The following is a 24,791-nucleotide window of genomic DNA, read 5'->3' on the forward strand; positions in this document are numbered from 1 at the left end:
AACGTCATTAGCACAAATGCATTTCCTTTCTTGCAAATATGTACGGCGCCACAGCGCCATTAACTACTTGATTGTATCTTTTTTAGCTGTTGAATGTACGTGGTTTACTTGTTCATAGACTGTGTTACTCAAAGTCCACAATTTAATAAATCCAACGGCTGATTCTTGATCAAATGATGATGAGCTAGTATATGTTGCTAGATCTTCATCATACAATGAGTTGTTCTCTGATTGACGAGCAACAGCAATTGCGTTTCCCTTCAACATCTTCATCTTTACAACGCCATTCACATTTTTCTGTGTATCGTCAATAAACGCCATTAAGCTGTCAAACAATGGTGATACCCATTTTGCCTCATAAACAAGGTTAGCTAACTGTTGTTCAACAATAGGCTTGAAATGAGCAACATCACGTTCAAGTGTCAAATCTTCCAAATCCTTGTGCGCCGTCATCAAGACAGCAGCAGCTGGTGCCTCATAAATTTCACGTGACTTAATACCAACCAAACGATTTTCGATATGGTCAATTCGACCAATACCATGGGCACCAGCTAGTTCATTCAATTGAATAATCAAATCAGCAAGATTTAAAGTTTCACCATTTAATGCTACAGGTACGCCAGCTTCAAAAGTAATATCAATAAACTCTGGTGTATTTGGTGCATCTTCGATGGCTGCTGTTAATGCATACGCATCTTCGGGTGCTTGGTTCCAAGGATTTTCCAAAATTCCAGCTTCATTAGCACGGCCCCATAGATTTTCATCGATTGAATAAGGTGATTCCAATCCGATTGGCACTGGCACATCATGTGCGTGTGCATATTCAATTTCCTCTTCACGTGACCACTGGAAATCACGAATTGGTGCTTCAATCTTCATTTCTGGATCAAGTGCGTGAATTGCTGCTTCAAAGCGGACTTGATCATTACCATGACCAGTTGAACCATGAGCAATAGCACCAGCTTCATTTTCATGAGCAATATCAACTAATTTTTTAATAATCAATGGCCGGGATAATGCGGACACCATTGGGTATTCACCTTCATAAAGCATATTTGCTTTAATCACTGGTGCCACATACTGTTCGGCAAACTCTGATTTTGCATCAATCACAATAGATTCGACCGCACCCACAGTGAGAGCCTTTGCTTGAATGGCATTCAAGTCCTTACCATGTTGTCCAACATCTAAGACAACAGCAATAACATCATACCCCTTTTCTTTCAACCAAGGAATTGCTACTGATGTGTCTAAACCACCTGAATATGCTAATACTAATTTTTCTGCCATAGTTTTTGTCCTCTGTATTCATTCGATGTATTTATATTACCCCCTAATGGTTATTTATTCAACTTTTTTATGACTATATACAGTTTATAACTGTATATCACTTATTTTTTTGTATATTTTTGCAAAAAGTACTTAATTAACTTGAAATATTTATTCCGACATTTGTTTTGAAATGATGTTGTGCACACGTGCGATTTCTGATGGACTCATAACTTCAACCGAACCTAAGTTTCCCATACTTTGTGTTGTCCCACGCATTTGGTCTTGTTGAATATTACCAAACGCTGAACGATAACTCAATGCCAAATTTCTCATTGAAGCGGTTGATATATCAGTTTGTACATTATTTGACAAAGTATTCAATAATGAATCATTAAACACGGTACCGATATTGGCTGAGTTTTTCAAAACAGCTTGAATAATTAATTGTTGACGCATTTGACGACCGTAATCGCCATTTGGATCACTATGACGCATACGTGAAAAGGCTAATGCTTCATTCCCATCCATATGGTAAGTTTGTCCTTCATTGAATGAATATTGGCTTTTAGAATCGGCCTGCGTATCGTCACCTTCAGTTGTAAATGTCAATGGTGATTTCACATCAACACCGCCAACTGCATCTACCATCTTCACTAGACCACCCATATTAATTAGAACATAGCCACCGTTAATTTTAATATTAAGTAGATTTTCAACAGCTTCTTGAGCTGAATCAGCATTCCCATAAGCATATGCTGCGTTGATCTTCATTTGTTGTCCACCCACAGTGACCAATGTATCTCTAGCAATAGAAGTCATTGTTGTAGTTTTATTCTTGGGATTTACCGTCATGACAATTAAGCTATCTGTTCTACCTTTGTAATCTCGACCTAATTCCCCAGTATCTGTTCCTAACAATAAGTAAGAAACGGGTTTTTTGGCCGCTGTAATTTCATCAGCTTTTTTGGTTAATTTAGAAGGATTTTGTATCTTTGTAATTGTACGATTCATTTTATAATAAGCAAATGCGCCTGTTCCAACACCTGCTAATATCAGTAATCCAATAATCACCAAAATTGTTGTTCTAACTTTGTGTGACTTTTTAGGTTTATTTCTAGCTTGACGCGTTTCTTTTCTTGTTACCATAATCTTTACTCTCCTAGTCTGCAATATGCCAACACTCATCAACTAATGAAGTGTGAAATAAATAATTGTGCAACATTAAAATAAATCAATACCGACGTTAAATCTGATAAAGTAGTGATAAATGGGCCACTGGCCACAGCCGGATCAAAACCTAATTTATCAATCAATACTGGAATGAGATACCCAGCTAAGTTCGCCACAATAATAGCAATTGTCATGGCAATGCCTACGGCTAGACCTAGCACAACATTTTGTTTCCAGATAGCCACAATACTAAATACTGAAACACCCGTTGCAATACCAACAATTAATCCAGCGATAAACTCACTAAGAAAGTTTTTCCAACCAGAATCATCGTTTCCAACAGCAATACGTCGTACTGCCAAGGCCAGAGCCTGTGTCCCGGCATTTCCAGCAGTTCCGGTAATTAATGAGATAAAGGCTGCTAAAATAGCTGCGCGGCGAACGAGATCATCATAAGAACTGATTAGCGTTGCCGTAGCCATCCCCAAAACCAACAAAGCAATCAGCCACGGAATTCGTTTAACAGCTGAATGCCAAGGTGAATCGTTAATCTGACTAACGTTAACAGCAGCTAAACCAGAATAATCTTCAATCGCCTCTTCACCAATAACATCAACAATATCATCGACTGTAATGACACCAAGTAATCGATCATTGTCATCAGTAACTGGAATAGAGAGGAAATTATAGTCAGCAACAATTTGTGCAACATCTTCTTGATCATCACCAGCTTTTACACTAATGATACGCTCATTTGTGATATCTGCTACAGATAAATCATCTGGATTAGTCAATAAATCACGTAATGAAATCACACCAATCAATTTTTGATGATCCAATACATAAACATAGCTGATTAATTCGGCTTCTAGAGCCTGCTTTTTGACCAAATGCATGGCCTCATCAACTCGCAAATCACCCTCTACGGCAATGTACTCAGTTGACATCAAGGAACCAGCCGTTTGATGATCATAGTTAATTAACTGGCGCACTTCTTCTGCACTGACTTTGGACATTAAGCTCAAGTAAGTTGCCACTAATCTTGCTGGCATTTTTTGCAATAAATCAGCTTCGTTATCGGTGTACATCGCATCTAAAACACGTGCACCACGTTGGGGTGGCATTTCTTGTAAGAGTGGTACAATATCCACATCATCAACATCAATATTATCAAAGACAGTGGCTAATATATCGTCAGATAGCAGACGCCATGCGACATCACGAAATTGTTGAGGCAATTCTGCATACACTTGCGCCATTTCAAAATCATGTAAAGATTCAAAGCTTTCAATAAATTCACTGTCTTGCCCGGACTGCAGTAAGTCAGATAAAAGTTGTACCGTTTCCGTTAATTGATCGACTTTTTCTGCCATTATTTCTCCTCTGTTTCGTTTTTTAGTATGACTAAAAATACGTTTCCTAGAGCGTTGCCATCAAAATCAACCGGATTTATCTCACGCTGCAATATTATTCTAAATCACGTAAGCCCTTCAAATCCTCTGGCAACTTTGTATTAAATTCTCGATACGCTTCAATAAATGGGTCATAAAATTTCATATGATAAGCATGTAATGCCTGTCTACGTAACCCATACCACAATGGTCCACCATATAAGTCATCCCCTACTAGCGGATGCCCAATATTTTTAAAATGCACGCGAATTTGGTGCGTTCGACCTGTGTGCAGTTGCACTTTAACACGTGTCATTGGTTGCTCACCATTTTCATCATAGCGACGCTCGACCCAATATTCTGTCCGTGAAGGTTTGCCATCTTCACGCACTTCACGCTTGATAAAATCGCCATCAACACGACCAATTGGCGCATTAATATCACCATGATCTTCAGATAAAATGCCACTAGGATAAGCAAGATAAAATTTTTCAACTGTATGTTCTTGCAGTTGTTGATCCATAACTGCATGAGCAAAACGATGCTTAGCTAACAAAACAATACCAGATGTATCACGATCTAAGCGCGTGACAACATGCGGTACCAAATCCGATGCATTATTTTGTTCTAGGTGCCCCTTCACTTGATTCACAAGCGTATGTAAACGGTCAGCATGACCTGGAACGGTAGTAATCCCATAAGGTTTATCAACAACCAACCAATGCTCATTTTCAAAAATAATATCTAATGGCTTATAATCCGGCACCACGAGATCGTTACTTTCTTCGGTTGGCATGACAATCGTCACATTGTCCCCATCATCTAGGTAATCTGATGTATAAACGGGCTTACCATTTTTTAAAATAGCACCACCGTTATGTTTCATTTGACTAAACATGCGGTGTGAAACCCCATGTGCCTGTAAAAATGTACGCACTTTGCGTTGTTGACTACCAGTATATGTCCATGTAAATTCCATGTGTCTGTCATGTATAAACAATACTTGTCTATACATTTCCTCTCATTAATTTAAATCTAAGATTCAATGTCACTAATAAAAGCATTATGAACACGTTGCCAAAAATCAACGTGTCGATAAGCTGCAAAATGGACTTGTTGCGCCGCTACTTTAAAACGCAATTCTGTAATTTCATGTCCTTTAATATCTGATTGATCATACATCACCAAAAAGCGATTACTTTTTGGTTTCATAATAATTTCTTGTCCGGCCGGTACAATTAACGGTGAACCCAAAGTTCGGAAAACACGATTATTGATTGAAGCAATTTCTGACATTTGAATTGCTGGTAATTGTGGATGTAAAACCGCACCACCATTTGACTTACTATAAGCAGTGGACCCTGTTGGCGTCGCAACAGCAATCCCATCACCACGAAAACGTTCAAACAATTTACCACCAAGATAAATATCAGCAACCAATGTCCCCATAGGTTGCTTAATAGCGGCTTCATTAAGCGCCAAAAAATGGTACTGCTCGCCACTATCATAAAGCACCGTCATATCTAATAAGGGGTAGGTCACTTTTTGACCGTTATCATGAATTAAACTCTCTACTAGTTGATCCAGCTCAGCGCTTAGCCAATCTGTATAAAAACCCAAATGCCCAGTATGAAGACCAACAAAACGTACATGATCAATTTGATCCACATAAGCTTGAAAAGCGCCCAAAAGCGTGCCGTCGCCACCGACAGTGACGACAACATCCGGCGTATCATTGTTAATTTCAATATCATGCTTTTTCAAGGCTGACGTTAGTTGCTTTGTTGTGGCTTGTGAATTTTCAACGTCATTGTTAAATATTGCTACTTTCATTCTGCTGCCCGAATCTCACTCACTCTTTGATCCCATTCAAAGTTTCTGTCTGCTAGCACAGTCAATTGTTCTGCTATCTGTTTTGGTAATTCATCACCATGCTTGTAACGCAAATCATGTTCAATTGTTGCCCATACGTTCATTGCAACAGTGCGCACTTGAATTTCTGCAAGCACTTTCTTTTCACCACTATACATTTGTACAGGATATTCGATAACCATATGGTAAGAACGATAACCAGAAGGTTTAGCATTCATCACGTAATCACGTTCTTCTAAAATCTGAAAATCTGTTCGGCCACGCAGTAATTCAACCACCGTATAGATTTCTTCAACATATTTAGTCATAATGCGTACGCCAGCTATGTCCTGTAAATCTAGTGATAGTCGTGCTTCATCCAAATGACGACGAACAATTTTTTCTTCAATTGAGGCTTGAGATTTCACACGTCCTGTTACAAATTCAATTGGTGAATTTTTGCCATCTTTTTCATATTGATTGCGTAAACCACGCAATTTAACTTTTAATTCTGTTACCGTTTGCTGGTACGGAACATAGAATTGATCCCAATCCATGCCGACACCTCTTTCTTAATATCATCATAACTTAATAAATATTACTTTAAAATACAATAATCTCATTAATACTCGTGCATATAATATGTCGTCATTCATTATTCTAATAATCAAACTTGACAACACGCTAATAATTGCACTTACCCTATTATTTTAACACAGATTTTGTTTTCTTTTGAGCATATCAGTCGACAAGCCAGTCTATTGCAGGTAGAATAATTTTCGGATATCAAATAAGAAAAATAAACATAGGTATACCACGGAGGAAAATAGGATTATGATTAATATATATCACTTTGCTAACCCATTGTCAGCAGAGTGCTTAAGTACCGAAGAACATCTACAAGAACTAAGCTGTCGGTTGAATTCACCGGCTCACTTGCGCTTTATACCTGTTTTGAGCAAACAAATTGCTGACAGTGTGACGGCAGACGATAATGATTTAGATTCACAAACAACCCCTGTGGATTTGTCGCAAGTCATCTACCAAGTGGTATTAGATTTTAAAGCAGCACAAGTTGAAGGTAACAAAAAAGCACGTCATTTTTTGATTGACTTGCAACGCTCACTTACCGTAGAGCATAAAACATATTCCAATGAATTAGTTACCCTTATCGCCAAAAAAGTCGATTTAGATATTAATGATTTCTTACATAATCGTCTGTCAACAGAAATTGCCCAAGCCGTTAATCAAGATCAAAAATTAGCAGAACGCTTGTTACCAAACTGTACAACAGCAGTTGCAATCGATGACTCATCACAGAATGAGACACAATTATTGACAAATATGTCTATTGATAACTTAAATGCCGCCTTGAATACATACGTTGTAACCAGTGATGTTGGTTGAACTACAACAGTACGCCCAACAATTTAATGACCAACCCTGGGTAATGACAAAAATCATGGCGGCCGTTAATACCATTAAACAATTGGAAAATCACGCCCTACCTGATAAACCTTTACCAAATTTATCGTTTACGCAAAAACAGATTTTGAATTACCCTAGTCTTATGCCGTTAGATGATCTATTAGCGAATTTGCGCCAAGAAATCATCACAACATTTGGTATATGGCACGTGCCTAATCAACAATGGCTACAAGATTTGCATACTTTCATTGCTGGCCGCCGAGTGCTAGAAATCATGGCTGGGAATGGTGTGATTACAAGCCAACTGCGAAAACTCGGTGATCAAGTCGTGGTAACAGATAACTTTGATTGGCAAGGCCAGGATATTCAAATACCACAACCCTGGACAGACGTGAAATCAATGTCAGCTACAATGGCGATACAAACCCTACCATTTGAAGTTCTCATTATGAGTTGGGCACCAGACACTGATGAAAGTGATGTGAGCGTCTTGTCTGGACTCCGACAACAAAACTTCCAAGGTGATTTTATCGTTATTGGGGAACCTTATTTAGCTACTAATTCACAAAAATTTTGGCAAATGGCTGACCTAACACTTAAGCCTGAACTTAATCAACATCATACAAGCTTTGATGTTATAAAAGACCATGTATTTCTGGTGAAATAATATTTCAGTCAATCAAATTAAAAATGCAGACCGATTCTGATACTCTCATGATGATTAAAGCTCATGAGAATATCAGAATCGGTCTGCATTTTTTAACTATCAATATGTCATCAAAGTAAGGAAAGGTACATCCCCCGCCTGCATAATCTTGTCACGACCATGCAAAGCTTCTAATTCAATAATAAATGCGACACCAGCTACGACACCACCGAGTTTTTCAATAATTTCACGTGTGGCATTGATAGTTCCACCTGTGGCTAGCAAATCATCAACAATTAATACACGCTGTCCTGGCTTGATTGCATCCTTATGAATTTCGAGAATATTTTCACCACCGTACTCCAATGTATAAGAAGCACGTTCAGCTTCACGAGGCAATTTACCACCTTTTCTAGCTGGAATAAAACCAATATTCAAGGCATAAGCTAAAGGTGAGCCCACGATAAAGCCACGTGATTCTGGACCAGCAACTAAATCAACGTCTAAATTCTTAGCAAAGTCAGCAATTGAATCAATAGCTTGCTTATATGCCAAACCGTCACCCATTAAGGGTGATATGTCACGAAAATCTACACCGATTTCCGGAAAATTTTCTACCGTTGCTACATAATTGTGTAAATCTACTGTCATTTTCTTTCTCAAAGTGTACGTCTTGTTGCTAGATTATTGGTCACCAAACAAATAATTGATATTAAAGATTATCAAGACCAAAAACTGCTAACGTCACTCATGCTTTCTATTTAATCATTAACGTTTCGCCAAAAACTTTTGATAAGTCGTTGACTCTGTTAAGTCTCTTTGTGGTGCGTTAGGAATAATTTTGACAAACCCACTATTAATCACTTGCACAAAACCAAGTTCGATAAAGACTTGCACCATAATATTGAGGTCAGTTTTGTTGATATATAGTTGCTTTGCTATTTTATCCAAGTTTTGCGCAAAATTCAAGTCTTGGTGTGTGTAAATAAACTTGTATACTTGCGAAAAAAATTGTTTATGTGCATCATTTTCAACAATTACTGGCAAATCAACATCCGTTAATAGTAATTGTAGCTGTTTCTTGCCACGAAAATAGTTCAACCCCATCGTCGCAACAAAGGACATGCTTTTTTGATTCAGCATGCTCGCAGCCCAGTCAGGATGGTTAAAGCCTACAGCGTCCACTTGGTTGTTCAACGTCAGCTTAATATGCTGTTTAGATTTCCCCATTGTGATCACCTTGGTAATTGGTGCTTGCTTAACCTCAAAAACCGGCTGTGGGTTATCGGTTCCAAATGGCTCCAAGAGTGTTAAACCATCATAAAGCGATGTTGTCATATCACTTGCGGGTAGTGTCAAATTAATTGTCACAGGCTTTTCTCGAATGTTAAGTGCTGATAATGTAGCGATTCGCAGACGCAATATCACTAAATTATCTTCTGAAATCGATAATCCCAAAGCATTCGCATGCCCACCAAAGGTATCATATAAGTCACGATACTGACTCATCAATGCATAAAGATCAAAATCACCATAACTACGACCAGACCCTTTATAATTACCAACAACCAAACTTAAAACAATGGCTGGCTTGTGTAATAATTCAACTAACCGACTGGCAACAATACCTAAAACACCTTGATGCCAATCAATCCCTGATATAATCAAAACCTCGTCGTTTTGGTGTGCTTCAGATAAAGCCATTTGTTTAGCCGCACCAAATACTTCTTCCACAATTTCTTGACGTTGCGCATTAATAGCTTCAATTTGTGATGCCAATTCCGCTGCTTCATCAGGATCTTGACTCAAAAGTAAATCAAGGGCTAATTTAGCATCCCCTAAACGTCCCACAGCATTTAAGCGTGGCGCGATTTTAAAGGAAACAGTTTCTGAAATAATAGGTTCATTGGCTGCTTGACCAGCATTTTTGAGCAATGCAGATAATCCTGGTCGTGGACTGGTACTTAGTTGCTTTAATCCCCAGGAAACAAGTGTCCGATTTTCATCAGTTAATGAAACCATATCGGCAATTTCACCTAAAGCTACTAAATCAAGCATTTCCGTTGGTAGATCGGAACGATCACTAATCGCCTGCCCATCCGTCAGTAAAGCTTGTGCGACCTTGAAGGCCATGCCTACACCTGATAAATCATGAAATGGATAGTGACCTTCGGGGTGCCTTGGATGTATTACTGCGTAAGCTTCAGGTAATGTAGGTGCCATTTCATGATGATCAGTAATAATCACATCAACACCCTGACTCATGGCATAAGCAACGGCTTCATGCCCGCTCATACCATTGTCGACTGTCACAATCACTTGCGCACCGTCAGCAATCAACCGCTTATAAACATCAATGTTGGGGCCATAACCGTCAGTGAAGCGATTGGGAATATAAGCTGTGACATCGGCGCCTAATACTTCAAGCGCTTCCACCATAACTGCTGTGCTTGTGACCCCATCTAAATCATAATCACCATAAACAACAATCTTTTCACCACCAAATGCTGCCTCAGTTAAGCGTTCAAAAGCTTTATCCATGTCATGTAGTGCCATAGGATCATGAAGCTGTTCAATACTTGGTTGTAAATACTGAAACGCCGTCTCTGGTGTTGTGTAACCTTTTTGTGCGACAATCGTCGCAGTTAAATGATCAATATTTAATTGTGTTGTCAGTTGCTTAACGGATTTTTCAGATGGTTGTGGTAGTATATGCCAATTTTTTTGACTCATTGGAACCTTCTTTATTTCTTTTTTGTGCCCTTTTCTGATACTTTTCTGAGTGGAATATCCACAATATCAAGATCTCTAGCTACCATGGTATTTGGGAAAATACGGCGGACATCGGAAATCAGTGACTTGACCATAGGCCCAATGTAACGTGCAGATAAATGAGTTAAAATTAATTTATCCACATGTGCGCGTCGTGCAACATTTGCAGCATTGACACTGGTCGAATGCGCATGCGCCTTAGCCATTTTCGCTTCTTCTTCACTCGCACCATAAGTACTTTCGTGTACTAAAACATCTGCCTGATAAGCTAATGTGGCAATGTTATCGTTAGGTCGCGTGTCAAGAATGAATGTAACTACTCGACCTTTTTGCGCCTCACCAATGAAGTCAGCGCCATCCAACGTCCGTCCATCTGACAATGTCACGCGCTTTCCTGCCTTTAGTTGCCCAAAAACAGGTCCAGATGGGACATTCAAGTCACGTAGTTTCTCAACTAACAACTCTCCTGGATGATCTTTTTCTTCAACGCGAAATCCCCAAGAAGTAATACGATGTCGCATTTTTGCAGCAATAACTTTAAAGGTACTATCTTCAAAAATGACACCTTCTTGTATTTCAACATAGACGACCGGATAAGACAGTCTTGTCTCAGATACACGTAATGATGTTTCAACAAACTCTTCAACACCTTTTGGTCCATATATAGTTAGTGGTTCATTTTTATTAGCACCTTGAAATGATCGTGAGCTCAAAAAACCTGGTAAGCCAAAAATGTGATCACCATGTAAGTGTGATATAAAAATTTTTTCAACCTTACGGGGTCGCAAAGTTGTTTTTAAAATTTGATGTTGTGTTGCTTCACCGACATCAAATAACCATACCGCATTACGCTCATCTAGTAAGCGTAGAGCGATACTGGTAACATTTCTAAATTTTGATGGTTGACCAGAACCAGTACCTAAGAATTCAAGTTGCATGTTATTTAAAGCATTTAGCTAAAATCCGGCTTGTTAATAGCCAGGATAGTAAATACATTTCTCCTCATGAATTCGACAACAATTTGTTGCCCATAACTTAACTATTTTACCATATTACAACACATGATATAGTCACAATCCCAATACAAATTAAAAAAACAGCTCACGCTGCTTATTTTTTTGTCCAATTTGCTTGCTTAAACGCTAAGCGTTGTTCCATCTCTAAGGCTTCACGCGTAGGTTCTTTCTTGTAAAAATCTTGATGGTATTCTTCCGCCTCATAAAACGGCTTAACTGCTTCAATTGTGGTCACGATTGGTTGATTAAACCGACCTGAAGCCACCAGATTAGTCTTTGATTTTTTCGCAATCTGACGTTGTTCCTCATCAGCTACAAAAATAACAGGCCGATAGTTATCACCACGATCTTGGAATTGACCCATGGCATCAGTGGGATCAGTCTGTTCCCAATAAATCTCGACAAGATCTGCATAACTAAGCACCTCAGGATCAAACCAAATCTTAACTGCTTCGGTATGTCCAGTAGTATGTGAACTGACTGTTTCATATGTTGGGTTCTCTGTATGCCCACCAGTGTAGCCAGAACGCACTTTCACAATGCCTGGCAAGCTATCAAATGGTGCCACCATGCACCAGAAACAGCCACCAGCAAACACCGCAGTTTCAATTCTTTTTGTCATTATTTTCCTCCAAGGAAAAACACCTTATTTCACTTATTTTACTATAGTGAATATTAAATTTCAAAAGTCTCTTGTTGTTTAGCCAGCTTCACGCGTTCAATATCCTCTTTGGCATGTATCATGCGTGTGACCAAAGTATTGAACGGTGTTGGTACATTCTCTTGACGTCCTACTTTAGCAAAATAACCGTTCAAGAAATCAATCTCCGTATATTTACCGTTTTTAATATCTTGATACATTGATGGATAATGGTTACCGGCATTTTCAGGACGTATGAGTTTGATTAGGTCGGCAATAATGGCGTTAATATCAACTTTAATACCACGTGTCGCACCTACCTCTCGAATCTCTTCGAGAATGTTTAAAGCCATGTCCATGGCATTACTAGCAGTACCAAACTCAGCAAGACTTGCATTTAGTAACACCGACAATGGGTTGAGCACTGAATTAATGCCTGCTTTATGCCAAATAGCAGTTAACACGTCATTTGTTGTTGCCACATTTAAGTGAGCTTCGTTCATCGCATCTACAATAGGCGTGATATCAGATTCACCAATCGCTTGTAGTTTAATCGAACCACTACCTGTTGTGTGAATTTCACCGGGCTTGACTAATGTAGATGTCCACAACGTCACACCGGCCAAAATTTGGTCACGTGCCACATGCTGTGCCATGATTTCAATATTACCTAATCCATTTGAAAGTACAAGTAGTTTTGTTTTTGGTGTGATGATTGGTTGAATGTCAGTTAACATACGATTTAACTGTGGCGTTTTAGTGAGTAAAATAATTAAATCAAATTCACCGTCAACCTCTTTTGGTGTCATAACAGGCAGATAATATTTTTTGGGTGCATTGTCCTCATGAACAACTGTCAAACCATCTGTATTAATAGCTGCAATGTGTGCTGCCCAACCATCAATACCGATCACCTCATGTCCTGCACTTTGTAACTTGACACCCAAACGTGCACCTAGTGCCCCGAAACCTGCAATTGCTATTTTCATAGTTAATACGTTACGTACCGTAAGGTACGTCTCCTCCATAGTCCTTTTTTCTAGCTTATCATATTTTTATAAAGGTGTTTAAGCACTGACCATTATTATTTTTTAGTGTCAAAAGCAGAATGAGTCAGCTTTAATGCTTTAACATTTTCATTGCCAAAGGCTGGCATAATAGTTGAAAAATAATAGTTGTTATTATCTGACGTTTTGGACTTTTGATTTGGGTCACCAATTAAGAAAACGATTGCGGTATTTTTTGCAAAATACCGACACATTGTGTTGACATTTTTGACAGATAATTTCTGTGCTTCATCAACAAAAATATAGTCGAATGCTTGTAGTTTTGCTGCTTTCAATTTTTTAATGAACTGTCGGATTGGTAAAATTTGCCAACCTTGGTGACGTCTTAAACCTTCCTGAGTCGCATTCAGCTTGCCAACGTGTACAAGTAACGCAGCATTAACCTTTCTAACTTGCTTAAAAGTGTCATACAGCATTAATGGTTTCCCAATACCCGCTGGTGTCCTCACCGCATAAATACCGCTGTTTTGCGTGGCTAGCATCTCATCTTGCAGTAATCTTTGATGATGTGTCAGCGTGTAGTTTCCTTTTAGAAATTCAAATGTTTGCTGAAATGGTGACACAAGATACGATTTGGCATTAAAAATCTGATCTAAATCTCCTAAATCAACACTTTTAAAAGCTATCATACGCTTGTAAAACTCCGAATTCAAAAAACTAGCCATCGACAACATGCTAAAAGATGTTAATTTATTTTGATGATTCAATGTATACAATCTATCTGAATCAGAATTATAAGTAAATAATTTAACCGATGTTGCAACAGCAGCTAAGTAATATTTATTGTTAATCAGTTGCTTTTCCACTTTTTCTTCTGCATAGTTGACATCACTTTTTAATTCAATATTGATAATATGATGTGATTTATCAAAGAGTAGTAAGTCAAATTCCTTACTAATTTCCGGCATACTATAACCGATATAAACGTGATTTAAATCAACTTGCTCACCTGCAAAATAACTAACTAATCTGACAATACCCTGCAATTCTTGCTCACGGAGAGATAAAATACCACGATTAATCAGATATTGTCTAATTGCCACTTGATCGACATTATCGGCAATTGTACGTAAATTGGCTGTCTTTAACATCGCACCTTTCATTTCCGTGACTGTAGCTCAACTTCTTATTTTCAATATTCTACTGACTATTATACGCCCGATACTATATTTGAGTTATTATTTTCTCTGTAAGCACTCATGGCGTAAAAAAGATAACGACCAATATAGTCGCTATCTTCTATTTATTCATCATATTTTTTCATTTCAAAAAAGATTTTGATAAGCTTCATAAATTTCATTTTTGGCATTAAAATGACCATCAATTTTTTTATCGTTTAACTTCTGTAGTAAGTTTTTTCCCACTGCATCGGAAAATGTACTAATATTCTGAGAAGCGCCACCTAAAATAACCGGTATTCCTTTATAGTTATCATCGATAAATCGTACAATATCTGGTGAAGCGCCTTGATAAAACCTGATTTGATCGTTCTTTTTAATTTCTTTTGCTGGATTATGTCCATGAACGGCAACAGCTTTATTACCGACAGATACATGATTACTTTTACCAATACGGAATTCACTGCCAAGATAACTCTGTAATGTCAAGTCGCCAAATTCTTCGGTGATGTCTTCGATACCACGATCATCGACGAAAAAGACAGTAATAGATTCATAATCAACATCCAAAACTAAACTAGTTGGGAACTTAACACTTAAAGCTTCTAACCGTTCCAGTTGTGGCGTGCTACCCACAGTAACTTCATCATTATCAATTTCAAGATGTGGACTAGTATAAACAAGTACATCCTCACCTATAACGAAAATAGCTGAAGTCACTTGTCTCAATTCAGTCAATCGGTACTTTGCCATGGCATCTTCAAATGATTGCTCATTGACGTCAGAACTAATTTTTTTCTGAATTTGATTCCAACGTGACTTGTTTTCAGCAAAATTGTCACTAGATCTGAAATAGATACTGACAGTCCGTTCAATGTGCTTACTCTTTTGAGTAACGTTCTTCATGAATTCTTCTAAATAGACACTTTTCATAAGTTCCTCCATTGTTCTTACTGTTTTGGCTTTCATTACATCTATAATTATATCACAATATAATTGAAAACGCTTTCATTTTTTTCATTTTAGTTATCAGTTTTTTATTATTTTTAAAAATGGACTAATCTGATACTCTACTATATTCAATAAAATAATAAAAGAGACGTATAATTAACGTCTCTTTTATTATTTTATTGAACTATGTGACGCAAATTTATCCCGTACTTGTACTATAAATTGCATACATTATTTTATATCAATCAATACTTACATGTTATCAGTAATTTTTCAAAATTCTTCGCTTAACTAAACACAAAAATCAGAATCCGTTTATCTATATGAAGAATTTGATTATTCCTTGTTCAAAACGCATATTATCTAAAAAATCAAGATACTATGTCATCTTTTGATTATCTTAATCAACTTTCGATTAAGATAAGTGAAAGTATGTATTTTAAATTTCTTTTGATTTATCATCAATTTTTCAATTACTCGTTGTGTATTATTTGGACTCTTTGGTTCAAAATATGATTCTAATTGGTTATGAGTATGATCATTACTTTCTATCAGAGCCGCAATAAGGCTAGCTGAATCATTCACTACAGTTCCAATCGTGTTAACATTTAATCCATTATTATTATGTAGGTCAGCATAGCGAAAAAATATCACTTTACGGCCCAGATACAATGAATCCCAAGCTGTACTGGAATAATCAGTTACTAATATTTGTGATTTTGAAATTAAGGTCGTGATATCACTACTCACATTAATTGTTACATGTTTTAGTTTTTTAAATGATTGAGAATAGCGTAAAAATTTAGGATGCAATATCAGATGAACATCAATATTATTTTGACTCATATAATTAACAAACTGACTGCTTTCGAATAAAGTCTTATATGTCTTATAAAAGGCAGTATTCTCAAACATATTTTGTGTTAAATTTGCAATATCTGGCTGCCATGTTGGCATAAATGTAATAACGTTGTGTGACAACATTTCAGGTACTAGTTCATCCCATCTAGGAAGACCTGTAACAAATACACGATTATCAGGGTAATGCCACTCTTTTATAATCAATTCTTTTTCCCAATTACTAGCTGCAATCAAAAAGTCAATTTGTCCGTGTCCATAATGAAACATTGGGACATCTTTAATACCATTCATACCATGTTGTAAAAAAATATGAACTTTTTTTGACATCTTATTCACAAGCATCGATCGATGAAATTGCGAATCCCCTAAAACATGGTATCTCGTCTCTGAAGAAAGCAATAACTTTGTTAGATAAATAATAAAATAATATTTCCACGTACCTAATATAATAATATTCTTGTCTGTTATATTTAATTTACTTTTTGTATCACGAGTTATTGCATAATATATCAATCGCTGCGGGTACATTTCCCGCATTCTTTTAAATGTTAACCACGCATTTTCATGAGCCGATGTCGCATTCTTTTCAAAAAAAACCCAAATATTTAAATATCTAATTAATGGTAAAAATATTAAAACAAGAGAATAGGCTAGCCAAGACCTTCTAATATACTTAAACTGTTCATACTTTGTTATTTGCCGTGCCTCGATGACAAAATGCATATTTGATTGAATCGTGGGATAAATGACTTCATCTTTATATTTTTTAGAATGCCTATAACCGTCTGGTAATAATTTGATTTTAGTTTTCCAGTTACTTTTAGTAATAGTAGTAATATGTTTTTGACCTTGATGATCACGTACTGTTAGCATTAAGTGCCAATACTGTGCAACACTTTTTATTTGATCTAGTGAAAAAGAAATTAAAACCTCGGTCTTCTTTCCCTTTTTTGTCATATTTTTTGTGGTAACTACTGTCCCCATCAAGTTATCGTTATTAGGCTTTAATTGCCACCCTACAATATATGGCGTGATATTAGTATCAATTTGTACCTTTATAAAAAATTCAGAGGTATTGCGTTCATTCCAAAAATTAATAATTCTAGCATTTTCTGACATGCTCAATACATGTGTATGGTCATCTAATATTCCTGTCGATAACGCTGAGATATTTTCTCGAGTATCGATGCTTTTAAAAACATTTATGATTTGTATGCATTTAGATTGAAAATACACAGCTTTCACCTTCTGATGTTTCTTATCAAGCTGTTCAACTACCATAATATTACTCTCCAATTAGTGAATCGAATCGCTTCATAACTTGTTCATTATACGACTCTGGATCAAACTCATCAAATATATATTGATATAGCATGCTATTCATCATAGATTCTGCTAGGCCATCTACTGAGAAATCATTTATTAACATACCATATTTTTGATCACCTAGTACGCCAAAATTTGCTTTAATATTTGATGCAATAATTGGTACTTTCATCGACATTACCTCAAGTAATACCATTGGCTGCCCTTCAAACGCTGACGGTAAAACAAAAGCATCTGTACGTTTTATAATATTTTGAGGGTTTTCTACCTGACCTAAAAACAAAACATGATCTCGGATACCATAAATTTCAACTAATTGTTCAACATCTTTTTTCATCTTGCCTTCACCCAGAAAGACAAGATACGAACTTGTGCTGACTTCAGTCATGATTTTCAAAAAAGCTTTAATCAACATGATTTGGTTTTTTTCAGGAGAAAACCGACCCATTGTTGAAAATATAAACGCCTGAGATTGAACAATATTATTAAACTTAACCCAGTCTTCTATTTCATCAATAGTTTCGAGTACATTGTGCTGCCGATGAGATATAAACGAACCATATTTTTTTGGTTTGCTAACCTCTACAAGATCAATATTTGAATATGCAATTGAATGTTTTTTTAGAATTTGTTTCTCAGTAAGGCTACTGTCTTCTAGCATATTCATAGCCTTTCTTGTCACTTGATTTTCTTGTTCTTGAGGAACAATTCGAAGTGTATGATCCTGATTACACAAAAATTGCCATGTACCACTTGAATTTTTAAATCGTGCAATAAGTTGTCTTTTTTCTATTTCTTCTCCAAAATTCTCCGTTGTAAAGTAACTGGTCTCCGACATATCCAACTTACCATTTTCAGAATTACTTATTTCACTAATGGTAGTATTATAGCCAGAAAAAGAAATTTTTGCATTGAACAATTTCACATCTTTATCAGCAACCCAAACCATATTATCAATTTCACCAATACGATAAAAATCGCCTAATTTTGTTGTTGCTTTAGCATTAGCCATTTGCATTGGTAACATGCGGACTTTTTTATTAATTTTATCAAAGCGTTTCATTAGTCCTTGTGGTTGAACATAAGTTGTAGCATTTTCTGTTACAATAATTGCCTGATTAATTGGGACAAATGAGAATTCAATTTGCTTATTAAATAATCTATTCCAAATTTTCTGAATAACTGTCATATTCGATTGGGCTAGTAATTGTAAACTACTTGCTTTAATATAACCTTGCTGCTTCATTTTGGGTAATTTGATTCTTAAATATAGTCCATCAGTAGTATTCACCTTCTTTGTAACATTAACAAAGGTATATTCCATTAACCAACCTCGACCGATAATTTGAACATCTTCATTGACACCAAATGGTGCTGTCCAAATATATTGATTATTTTTTTTCAACCAACCAACTTGCTCCCGATCTTCCTCAGATAAAATATATTCTTGTGTATCTATCTCAACATTATCAGCATTTAACCACATACTAGGCAATCCATCCTCTGTGATTCTAAAAAATGTGGAATTAAGATATTGTACTCTTGATACAGCTCGGAATTCTGTTCCATGCGTTTGATAAACTACGCTATGATTATTTGTTATATCTTTGATTGATTGATATGCTTCCAATGCTTTATTGTTCACACGAGCTATGCGATCAATATCAGTAATAATAATATTCTGATCATCAGCCCGCTTAATGTCACTCTTGCACTCCAAGTTTAAAGTGTTTTCTAGGTAATTCACTTGCTCATCTTTGATATATTTATTCAGTTTTTTTGCGTTTATTTCTGATAAAGACTCTGACACACTGATGATTTTATTAAATTTAAAGTAAAGCGAAAACAGTGCCATAAGTGAATCAAAGTTTGGTTTGATACCATTAACAACTTTATGAGCATCTGACCATAAATCATTATGTTGGAAAATGATTTTATTTTTAGCGTTCGCTTCTGCAATTATTTTGGCCCCATTGAACGAATAACCTGAAAAATCAATGGCTGTATCAAATTGATATCCTGATAATAAACGATGTGCTTCTCTTTGGTAGGCTCGCTTTGGATAAAATATGCTGGTCCAAAAATTAATACCAAATTTTGTGATAATCAAATCACATACTTGCTCAAATAATGTAAATGCTGGTGTACCCATTCGATAAATCAATCTTACATGGTTATCAAGGCGATTAATATTGTTAACCTTTTCAGTTTGATTACTATCATAGGCCAATATGGACACATCGCATTTTCCATAATCAATATTTTTCGTCAAATTAATTAAACTTGACGAAATGCCATTATTTACCATGCCACCTGAAAAGATCAGTATTTTTTTCTTCTTTTCTACTGTGGTAATATCACTAATTTTATCATCATTGATTTTTTTAAAAATACGATTAACAATTCGTTTTGTCACTTGTCCATCATCGTGACTAGTCATCAGTTTCCTGCCACTATATTGACTTGTTTGTTTTATATTTTTAACACGCGATAAATAGTCACTGACATCTTTAATTGAATCTAGAACTGGACCTGGTAATTCGTCATCTTCAAAATACATACCACGATAATTTTGATATTGTTCTTTATCCCATGTATAAAAAATGATTGGTCGTTCAGTAATCTCAAAATCGAAAAAAATACTAGAATAATCAGTAATAAGTATGTCTGTAATGGATAATACACGCCCTGGATCAAATTGGTCTGGAATTAGCAACTTACGTAGTTTTTCATATGATTTTGCTTGTTGATAGGCGTATGGGTGAACTTTCAATAATATCTGTAAATCTGGATGCTTACTTTGTAAATACATCACTTCCGAATAAATTTGCTCTAAACTACCAGCCGGGTTATTAATTGATGTTCCCTTCCAAGTTGGGGTATATAAAACAATCGGTTTATTTAACAACACCAATCCTGCCTCAATTAGCTGGTCTTTAATAGTTGCATCTCTTTTTTGTAATACATCATTACGAGGATAACCAGATTCAAGAATTTGGCCTTGATATAGCCCATTTAATTTATATCTATCAAAAAATATATGTGTTGTGTGTTTGTTGGGTGAAATCAAAAAATCCGTCATCAACAAATTACGTTGTACGTTTTTTAAAGATGTTTTATTGCCAGGAATATCATATCCCATATACTTCAATGGTGTCCCATGCCACGTATTAACATATATTTGTCCTGCTCGCTTATGCCAAAAAAAATTGAAAGTTGAGTTGGTTATCAGATATTTTGCCGCCAATAACCATTTTGAATAATCCACACTATCACGAACAACGTACGTTATTAGATCATGAAATTTTTCTGGTATGTTCACTAGTAACTCATTTTTAACAGATTCTGATCTGACAACCCACACGTGCTGCCAATATTTAAATTCTGGTTGTCCTACTATGTAAAGAAATAGCGCTAACGGCGAGTCTGTCATAGATTGACCATCTCGAACTTCATATAAAATAGTCTTTTCTTTTATTTTTGCAGATTGCCAATGTTTAACATAATATAACCTAGCTTTTTTATTTTCACTATAATAGCGTGGTAACGACCTTCTTGCAATTTTCGCTACTTTTTTTAAGCTTTGTTTATTCATATAAATTCACCTTAATATTTGAGAATTACAATAATAATTTTACAACACGTTCCTAGTAGCCAAAAAAGATAAAAATAATTAACATACAAAAAAATGACCACAGCTGTAACAAACGATACCATCTTGTCCTCACAACCATGCAGTCATTATTATGTTGTCAAATTTTGGATTCGTGCTTGGTCGCCAAGTTTTTAGCATTTAAATCTTTTTTAATTTGTGTCGTCGAAATTTCGGGTGTTCGTTCTAAATATACAACTTCTGTATCTGTTTCTTCTTGAATAAAATCAAATTGTCCACGCCAATCATCACCCATTACGAATTTATCCGCTTGATATAATTTCACATCTTTTGTTTTTTGATCCCAAGATTCTTCGGGAATGACCAAGTCAACAAAACGAATTGCTTCAAGTAATTGTTTACGTTTTTCATACGAAAAATAAGTTTTCTTTTGTTTAGAGTCCCAGTTGAATTCATCTGTTGATAAGGCAACAATCAAATAATCACCCATTTCTTTAGCTCGTTTTAATAAATTAATGTGCCCATAATGAAGCATATCAAATGTACCGTATGTTATTATTCTTTTCATTTTGCAACGTCCTTATTTTGAAGAACAATTGAAGACTTAGATTCTTGACCACCAATCACATGAACTAACTTAAATTCCTTCTTCTTCTTATTGTGATATATATTGTAAATATTACCAGTATTTTGGTTACTTTTTTGAAATACAATAATACCTTTATTGTTATCTTGATGTGAAGATATTACATTCCATTTTTGCTTTTTTTCACTAGTCATCTTATCTTTACCAATTTCTAAAGTGTCCCCGAAATACTTTCGAGACCCTTCATCCACAACTTTATACTTGGCAATAGGAATTGCAAAATTTGTACTGCTTTTTGAGTTGATATAAGTATTTAGTATATATTTTTCAGTGAATATACCAAAAACTAAACCAACCAAAATATAAAATATCGACAGTAAAATTGTTTTTTTCATTTTTTCCTCATTTCATGATTACTATAAATCATTAAATATAAAATTATAGCTGTATACTAAATACTTGAAATTTGAATACAATTAATAGTTTTATTTCTTACGAATATCTAGAGCCTCTGGCATCTTTCCACCATCAAAAACATTTTTATATGAAGCCGCTAAATGCCCCACATCTAAAATCCATTTACCTCTTTTTGCCATTTCATTAGCTAAAATAGAGGCGGTTGGTCCAAGAGATACCAGTATTAAATCACCATCATCTACTTCTAATTTATTAATTAAATTATCTATATCCGAAAATGCATTTTTAGCTTTTGTATAAATAACTTTCGATGACTTAATATTATCAAAAAGTTCTGGGATTAGGTCAAATCTTGACCCTTCACCAGTAACAATTGTAATATTTTGATCTTGCCAAATATTTCGCCACATCTGGACTCCATGCTCTCCATACAAATGAAAAAACATTGGTCTTGTAATATGAGTACTAATATATTCAGTTGCTTCGGTTTTTGCAAGAATATACTTTAATTCATAAAATGAATCATTCCATAATCTTATATGAGAATCATTAAATAACTTACTTGGTTGCCCAATCATTAAGTTTTTAGCGGGATGTAACAGAACATCTTTTAATTGATCTGACAATCGTACATTATTTTTTTGAAATCCAATATTGAAATAAGGATTTGCAATTAGTTTATTTTCTCCATCACCGTATCTTGCAATACTAAGTTTTTCAGTTTGAATACGTTTCATGGTAACTTCCATGTCCAACATTTTATTCCAAATCAAATGCTGTAAATCATCATACATTTTTAAAGCTTCTAATCTATATGATTCTTTATTATAGTACAAAATTTTACTAAAGGTCTCGTCTATTTCAGCTGACATTTTATTTTCTCCCCTTTTATCAAGTAGTTGCACATCAGACAGCATTGCATTCAGCCACATTAACTGTTCTGGTACAGAATTTCTTGAAAACTCTGCATGTTCTTTAACTGTGTTATCGTTCAAAGAAATTAACTTGAAACTCATGGGCAATGGGATACGTTTTAAATACAAAAAATTTTTAGAAATAAATTTATTGGAGATTATTACACCATTTGCCTTACTATTAGCCATATAATTCACAAATTTATCTGTCAAATCTACTGGTCTATTGTGTCCTACATAATGAACATCATCACGATGTTGAACATATTCTTGATCATTAATGATGGGATCAACTGCTACAACCTTAGTATTCATTTTTGCTCCATGCAATAAAGCCCCTACTGCTCCTCTAGAAGCTCCAAACATAACAACATTCTCATCAGGAATAGTATTTTCTATCTTGATTTTTTGAATTAAAGATTGAATCTTATCTTCATAGTCGGGGAAATTCACAGAATTAACATAAAAGGATCCTCTCACCAAATTCAAATCCGCAATTCTCAAAACAAATGTATCTTTAACCAAACTACGCTGAATATCAGTAAACATGTTAGTATATGATCTATCTATAGGGTTATTACTTATCAAACCGTCATATGGTGGTAAACTTAAAAAAAATACGACTAATTTATTAGCATTATTGGTTTGCTTCTTTTGAATATCCGGACTATCTAAATGATAATATATTTCATTAAATTCAGATAATTTTGTAGTTGTATATTTTTTTCTTTGAACAAATACAGAATAGTCGGTATCTCCCCCATACAAAATATAATCTAGTCCTGCGAGAAAATTCAATATGTCAACAATTTTTTTATTCTGTCCTGCTCCTTTAAGTATGAACTCTCTATTCAAACTATGATGTAATTCGATAATATCGTTTTTGTATTTCTTGAACTCAAAATTCGAAATATCCAGTTTAATTGTGGTTAGAACATTACTTTTGGACTCGTTAAGTAATATTATCAAGTCATTTATCATACCTGTTTCATTAGTTACGAGATGATCAGGAATAAGCGACACCAATTTTTGGGAGAAGCCTCTTTCTAAAGTATTTTTATAATCTCCCTCATTTATAGTAACAACTTTATTAATTAAAAATTGATTATTTATCAAAGATTCATAAATGCTCTTGATCAGAGCCGCATCACCCAGCTTTTCAGATCTTATATGATCAATAAAAAATATTTTAGTTATACTTTTCTTTACAAAATTGTTTACAATTGGAGCAATTTTTGAAATATTAAAAATAAGACTATCTTTTTCTTCAATTATACTATCCATAAAAAAATGAATAAGTGCTTTCTCTGAATTAAATATTGTCTCGACACCATCTACAATAATTGACCACTGATCGGTCACATAATCACTACCAGATAAATGGATTTTTGTCTTTAAGAAAACATTTTTAAATTCATCAACAAACCAACGCTCAACTCCTTTGTCAACATAGTTTTTTGTGTGAGTTTCATCTATAATATTTGTCTCACCATCTAAACCAGATAGAGTTTCAAAAAATTCACCGCGCTGACTTAGCCACTTTGTAATATGAATTATTTCAAAATCTTGATCATGAGTACTTCTATATTTGTTGACTAATTCTTCTACTTGATACATATTTTGCATGTAATCTAAAATTAATACTTTGTTTATAATGCCTTTGTTTTGAAATATATCATGTCGTTGTAAGGTGCTTATAATTTGTTCAGAATTTTCTTTAAAACTACCTATAACTCCAAAAACTGTCATTAG

General features: G+C 35.2%; 20 protein-coding genes. 2 read left to right on the forward strand and 18 right to left on the reverse strand.

Translation table 11 applies throughout. The annotated features are described in order from the left end of the window. Nucleotides 1-63: 63 nt before the first annotated feature. The 6 genes from FGL89_RS01960 to FGL89_RS01985 all read right to left on the reverse strand — a co-directional run bounded on the left by FGL89_RS01960 (nucleotide 64) and on the right by FGL89_RS01985 (nucleotide 6,241). Nucleotides 64-1,290 carry an argininosuccinate synthase gene (locus FGL89_RS01960; protein ID WP_014974084.1) on the reverse strand — a complete coding sequence of 409 codons (1,227 nt, stop codon included), beginning with the start codon at nucleotides 1,288-1,290 and terminating at the stop codon, nucleotides 64-66. A 150-nt stretch (nucleotides 1,291-1,440) separates the two neighbouring features. After that, nucleotides 1,441-2,418 carry an LCP family protein gene (locus FGL89_RS01965; RefSeq protein WP_014974083.1) on the reverse strand — a complete coding sequence of 326 codons (978 nt, stop codon included), beginning with the start codon at nucleotides 2,416-2,418 and terminating at the stop codon, nucleotides 1,441-1,443. A 38-nt stretch (nucleotides 2,419-2,456) separates the two neighbouring features. Beyond that, nucleotides 2,457-3,815 carry a magnesium transporter gene (mgtE, locus tag FGL89_RS01970; RefSeq protein WP_014974082.1) on the reverse strand — a complete coding sequence of 453 codons (1,359 nt, stop codon included), beginning with the start codon at nucleotides 3,813-3,815 and terminating at the stop codon, nucleotides 2,457-2,459. Nucleotides 3,816-3,909: 94 nt separating this feature from the next. Then, a complete protein-coding gene (locus FGL89_RS01975) occupies nucleotides 3,910-4,812 on the reverse strand; it encodes an RluA family pseudouridine synthase (RefSeq protein WP_014974081.1) in 903 nt (300 codons plus the stop codon). A 56-nt stretch (nucleotides 4,813-4,868) separates the two neighbouring features. After that, nucleotides 4,869-5,666, reverse strand: a complete 798-nt coding sequence (locus FGL89_RS01980) for an NAD kinase (RefSeq protein WP_014974080.1) — start codon at nucleotides 5,664-5,666, stop codon at nucleotides 4,869-4,871. Continuing rightward, the gene (locus FGL89_RS01985) at nucleotides 5,663-6,241 is read right to left on the reverse strand and encodes a GTP pyrophosphokinase (RefSeq protein ID WP_014974079.1); all 579 of its coding nucleotides are present in this window, start codon (nucleotides 6,239-6,241) and stop codon (nucleotides 5,663-5,665) included. The genes FGL89_RS01980 and FGL89_RS01985 overlap by 4 nt, the downstream gene beginning before the upstream one ends. A gap of 277 nt (nucleotides 6,242-6,518) precedes the next feature. On the opposite strand from FGL89_RS01985, the gene FGL89_RS01990 reads away from it, so the two are divergent. Together FGL89_RS01990 and FGL89_RS01995 are read left to right on the forward strand one after the other, a co-directional pair. Beyond that, the gene (locus FGL89_RS01990; protein ID WP_147000322.1) at nucleotides 6,519-7,091 is read left to right on the forward strand and encodes a DsbA family protein; all 573 of its coding nucleotides are present in this window, start codon (nucleotides 6,519-6,521) and stop codon (nucleotides 7,089-7,091) included. Further along, nucleotides 7,081-7,779: a class I SAM-dependent methyltransferase gene (locus FGL89_RS01995; RefSeq protein ID WP_014974077.1), complete on the forward strand. Its 699-nt coding sequence runs from the start codon at nucleotides 7,081-7,083 to the stop codon at nucleotides 7,777-7,779. The genes FGL89_RS01990 and FGL89_RS01995 overlap by 11 nt, the downstream gene beginning before the upstream one ends. A gap of 99 nt (nucleotides 7,780-7,878) precedes the next feature. On the opposite strand, the gene FGL89_RS02000 is transcribed toward FGL89_RS01995, so the two are convergent. The 12 genes from FGL89_RS02000 to FGL89_RS02055 form a co-directional block, all read right to left on the reverse strand. Beyond that, nucleotides 7,879-8,409, reverse strand: coding sequence for an adenine phosphoribosyltransferase (locus tag FGL89_RS02000; protein ID WP_014974076.1), 531 nt, complete (start codon nucleotides 8,407-8,409; stop codon nucleotides 7,879-7,881). A 117-nt stretch (nucleotides 8,410-8,526) separates the two neighbouring features. Continuing rightward, entirely contained in the window at nucleotides 8,527-10,491 is a 1,965-nt protein-coding gene (recJ, locus tag FGL89_RS02005) for a single-stranded-DNA-specific exonuclease RecJ (protein WP_014974075.1), read from the reverse strand. An 11-nt stretch (nucleotides 10,492-10,502) separates the two neighbouring features. Further along, nucleotides 10,503-11,468 (reverse strand): ribonuclease Z, encoded by a 966-nt coding sequence (gene rnz, locus FGL89_RS02010; RefSeq protein ID WP_014974074.1) that lies wholly within the window; start codon nucleotides 11,466-11,468, stop codon nucleotides 10,503-10,505. Nucleotides 11,469-11,640: 172 nt separating this feature from the next. After that, complete coding sequence (gene msrA / locus FGL89_RS02015; protein ID WP_014974073.1) at nucleotides 11,641-12,168, reverse strand: peptide-methionine (S)-S-oxide reductase MsrA; 528 nt, start codon at nucleotides 12,166-12,168, stop codon at nucleotides 11,641-11,643. Between the two features lie 53 nt (nucleotides 12,169-12,221). Beyond that, nucleotides 12,222-13,175, reverse strand: a complete 954-nt coding sequence (locus tag FGL89_RS02020; protein WP_041773144.1) for a 2-dehydropantoate 2-reductase — start codon at nucleotides 13,173-13,175, stop codon at nucleotides 12,222-12,224. A gap of 95 nt (nucleotides 13,176-13,270) precedes the next feature. Beyond that, nucleotides 13,271-14,344 (reverse strand): AAA family ATPase, encoded by a 1,074-nt coding sequence (locus tag FGL89_RS02025; RefSeq protein WP_147000324.1) that lies wholly within the window; start codon nucleotides 14,342-14,344, stop codon nucleotides 13,271-13,273. 174 nt (nucleotides 14,345-14,518) lie between these two features. Beyond that, complete coding sequence (locus FGL89_RS02030; protein WP_014974070.1) at nucleotides 14,519-15,304, reverse strand: hypothetical protein; 786 nt, start codon at nucleotides 15,302-15,304, stop codon at nucleotides 14,519-14,521. Nucleotides 15,305-15,706: 402 nt separating this feature from the next. Then, nucleotides 15,707-17,464 carry a CDP-glycerol glycerophosphotransferase family protein gene (locus tag FGL89_RS02035; RefSeq protein ID WP_014974069.1) on the reverse strand — a complete coding sequence of 586 codons (1,758 nt, stop codon included), beginning with the start codon at nucleotides 17,462-17,464 and terminating at the stop codon, nucleotides 15,707-15,709. 4 nt (nucleotides 17,465-17,468) lie between these two features. After that, nucleotides 17,469-21,104 carry a CDP-glycerol glycerophosphotransferase family protein gene (locus FGL89_RS02040; RefSeq protein WP_014974068.1) on the reverse strand — a complete coding sequence of 1,212 codons (3,636 nt, stop codon included), beginning with the start codon at nucleotides 21,102-21,104 and terminating at the stop codon, nucleotides 17,469-17,471. Nucleotides 21,105-21,261: 157 nt separating this feature from the next. After that, entirely contained in the window at nucleotides 21,262-21,690 is a 429-nt protein-coding gene (gene tagD, locus FGL89_RS02045; RefSeq protein WP_014974067.1) for a glycerol-3-phosphate cytidylyltransferase, read from the reverse strand. Then, the gene (locus tag FGL89_RS02050) at nucleotides 21,687-22,103 is read right to left on the reverse strand and encodes a hypothetical protein (protein ID WP_014974066.1); all 417 of its coding nucleotides are present in this window, start codon (nucleotides 22,101-22,103) and stop codon (nucleotides 21,687-21,689) included. Before FGL89_RS02050 ends, tagD begins: the two co-directional genes overlap by 4 nt. Before the next feature lie 90 nt (nucleotides 22,104-22,193). Then, nucleotides 22,194-24,788: an XcbB/CpsF family capsular polysaccharide biosynthesis protein gene (locus FGL89_RS02055; RefSeq protein ID WP_147000326.1), complete on the reverse strand. Its 2,595-nt coding sequence runs from the start codon at nucleotides 24,786-24,788 to the stop codon at nucleotides 22,194-22,196. Nucleotides 24,789-24,791: the final 3 nt, after the last annotated feature.

It is taken from the genome of Leuconostoc carnosum (genome assembly GCF_007954525.1).
GTDB classification, from domain to species: Bacteria; Bacillota; Bacilli; order Lactobacillales; family Lactobacillaceae; genus Leuconostoc; species Leuconostoc carnosum.

Coding starts and splice junctions, on each gene's coding strand:
- FGL89_RS02035 (WP_014974069.1), bottom strand. CDS start 17,464: ATGGTAGTTGAACAGCTTGATAAGAAACATCAGAAGGTGAAAGCTGTG.
- FGL89_RS02030 (WP_014974070.1), bottom strand. CDS start 15,304: ATGAAAAGTGTCTATTTAGAAGAATTCATGAAGAACGTTACTCAAAAG.
- tagD (WP_014974067.1), bottom strand. CDS start 21,690: ATGAAAAGAATAATAACATACGGTACATTTGATATGCTTCATTATGGG.
- FGL89_RS01960 (WP_014974084.1), bottom strand. CDS start 1,290: ATGGCAGAAAAATTAGTATTAGCATATTCAGGTGGTTTAGACACATCA.
- FGL89_RS01990 (WP_147000322.1), top strand. CDS start 6,519: ATGATTAATATATATCACTTTGCTAACCCATTGTCAGCAGAGTGCTTA.
- FGL89_RS02055 (WP_147000326.1), bottom strand. CDS start 24,788: ATGACAGTTTTTGGAGTTATAGGTAGTTTTAAAGAAAATTCTGAACAA.
- FGL89_RS02050 (WP_014974066.1), bottom strand. CDS start 22,103: ATGAAAAAAACAATTTTACTGTCGATATTTTATATTTTGGTTGGTTTA.
- FGL89_RS01975 (WP_014974081.1), bottom strand. CDS start 4,812: ATGGAATTTACATGGACATATACTGGTAGTCAACAACGCAAAGTGCGT.
- FGL89_RS01985 (WP_014974079.1), bottom strand. CDS start 6,241: ATGGATTGGGATCAATTCTATGTTCCGTACCAGCAAACGGTAACAGAA.
- FGL89_RS01965 (WP_014974083.1), bottom strand. CDS start 2,418: ATGGTAACAAGAAAAGAAACGCGTCAAGCTAGAAATAAACCTAAAAAG.
- rnz (WP_014974074.1), bottom strand. CDS start 11,468: ATGCAACTTGAATTCTTAGGTACTGGTTCTGGTCAACCATCAAAATTT.
- FGL89_RS02025 (WP_147000324.1), bottom strand. CDS start 14,344: ATGTTAAAGACAGCCAATTTACGTACAATTGCCGATAATGTCGATCAA.
- recJ (WP_014974075.1), bottom strand. CDS start 10,491: ATGAGTCAAAAAAATTGGCATATACTACCACAACCATCTGAAAAATCC.
- mgtE (WP_014974082.1), bottom strand. CDS start 3,815: ATGGCAGAAAAAGTCGATCAATTAACGGAAACGGTACAACTTTTATCT.
- FGL89_RS02040 (WP_014974068.1), bottom strand. CDS start 21,104: ATGAATAAACAAAGCTTAAAAAAAGTAGCGAAAATTGCAAGAAGGTCG.
- FGL89_RS01980 (WP_014974080.1), bottom strand. CDS start 5,666: ATGAAAGTAGCAATATTTAACAATGACGTTGAAAATTCACAAGCCACA.
- msrA (WP_014974073.1), bottom strand. CDS start 12,168: ATGACAAAAAGAATTGAAACTGCGGTGTTTGCTGGTGGCTGTTTCTGG.
- FGL89_RS01995 (WP_014974077.1), top strand. CDS start 7,081: ATGTTGGTTGAACTACAACAGTACGCCCAACAATTTAATGACCAACCC.
- FGL89_RS02020 (WP_041773144.1), bottom strand. CDS start 13,175: ATGAAAATAGCAATTGCAGGTTTCGGGGCACTAGGTGCACGTTTGGGT.
- FGL89_RS02000 (WP_014974076.1), bottom strand. CDS start 8,409: ATGACAGTAGATTTACACAATTATGTAGCAACGGTAGAAAATTTTCCG.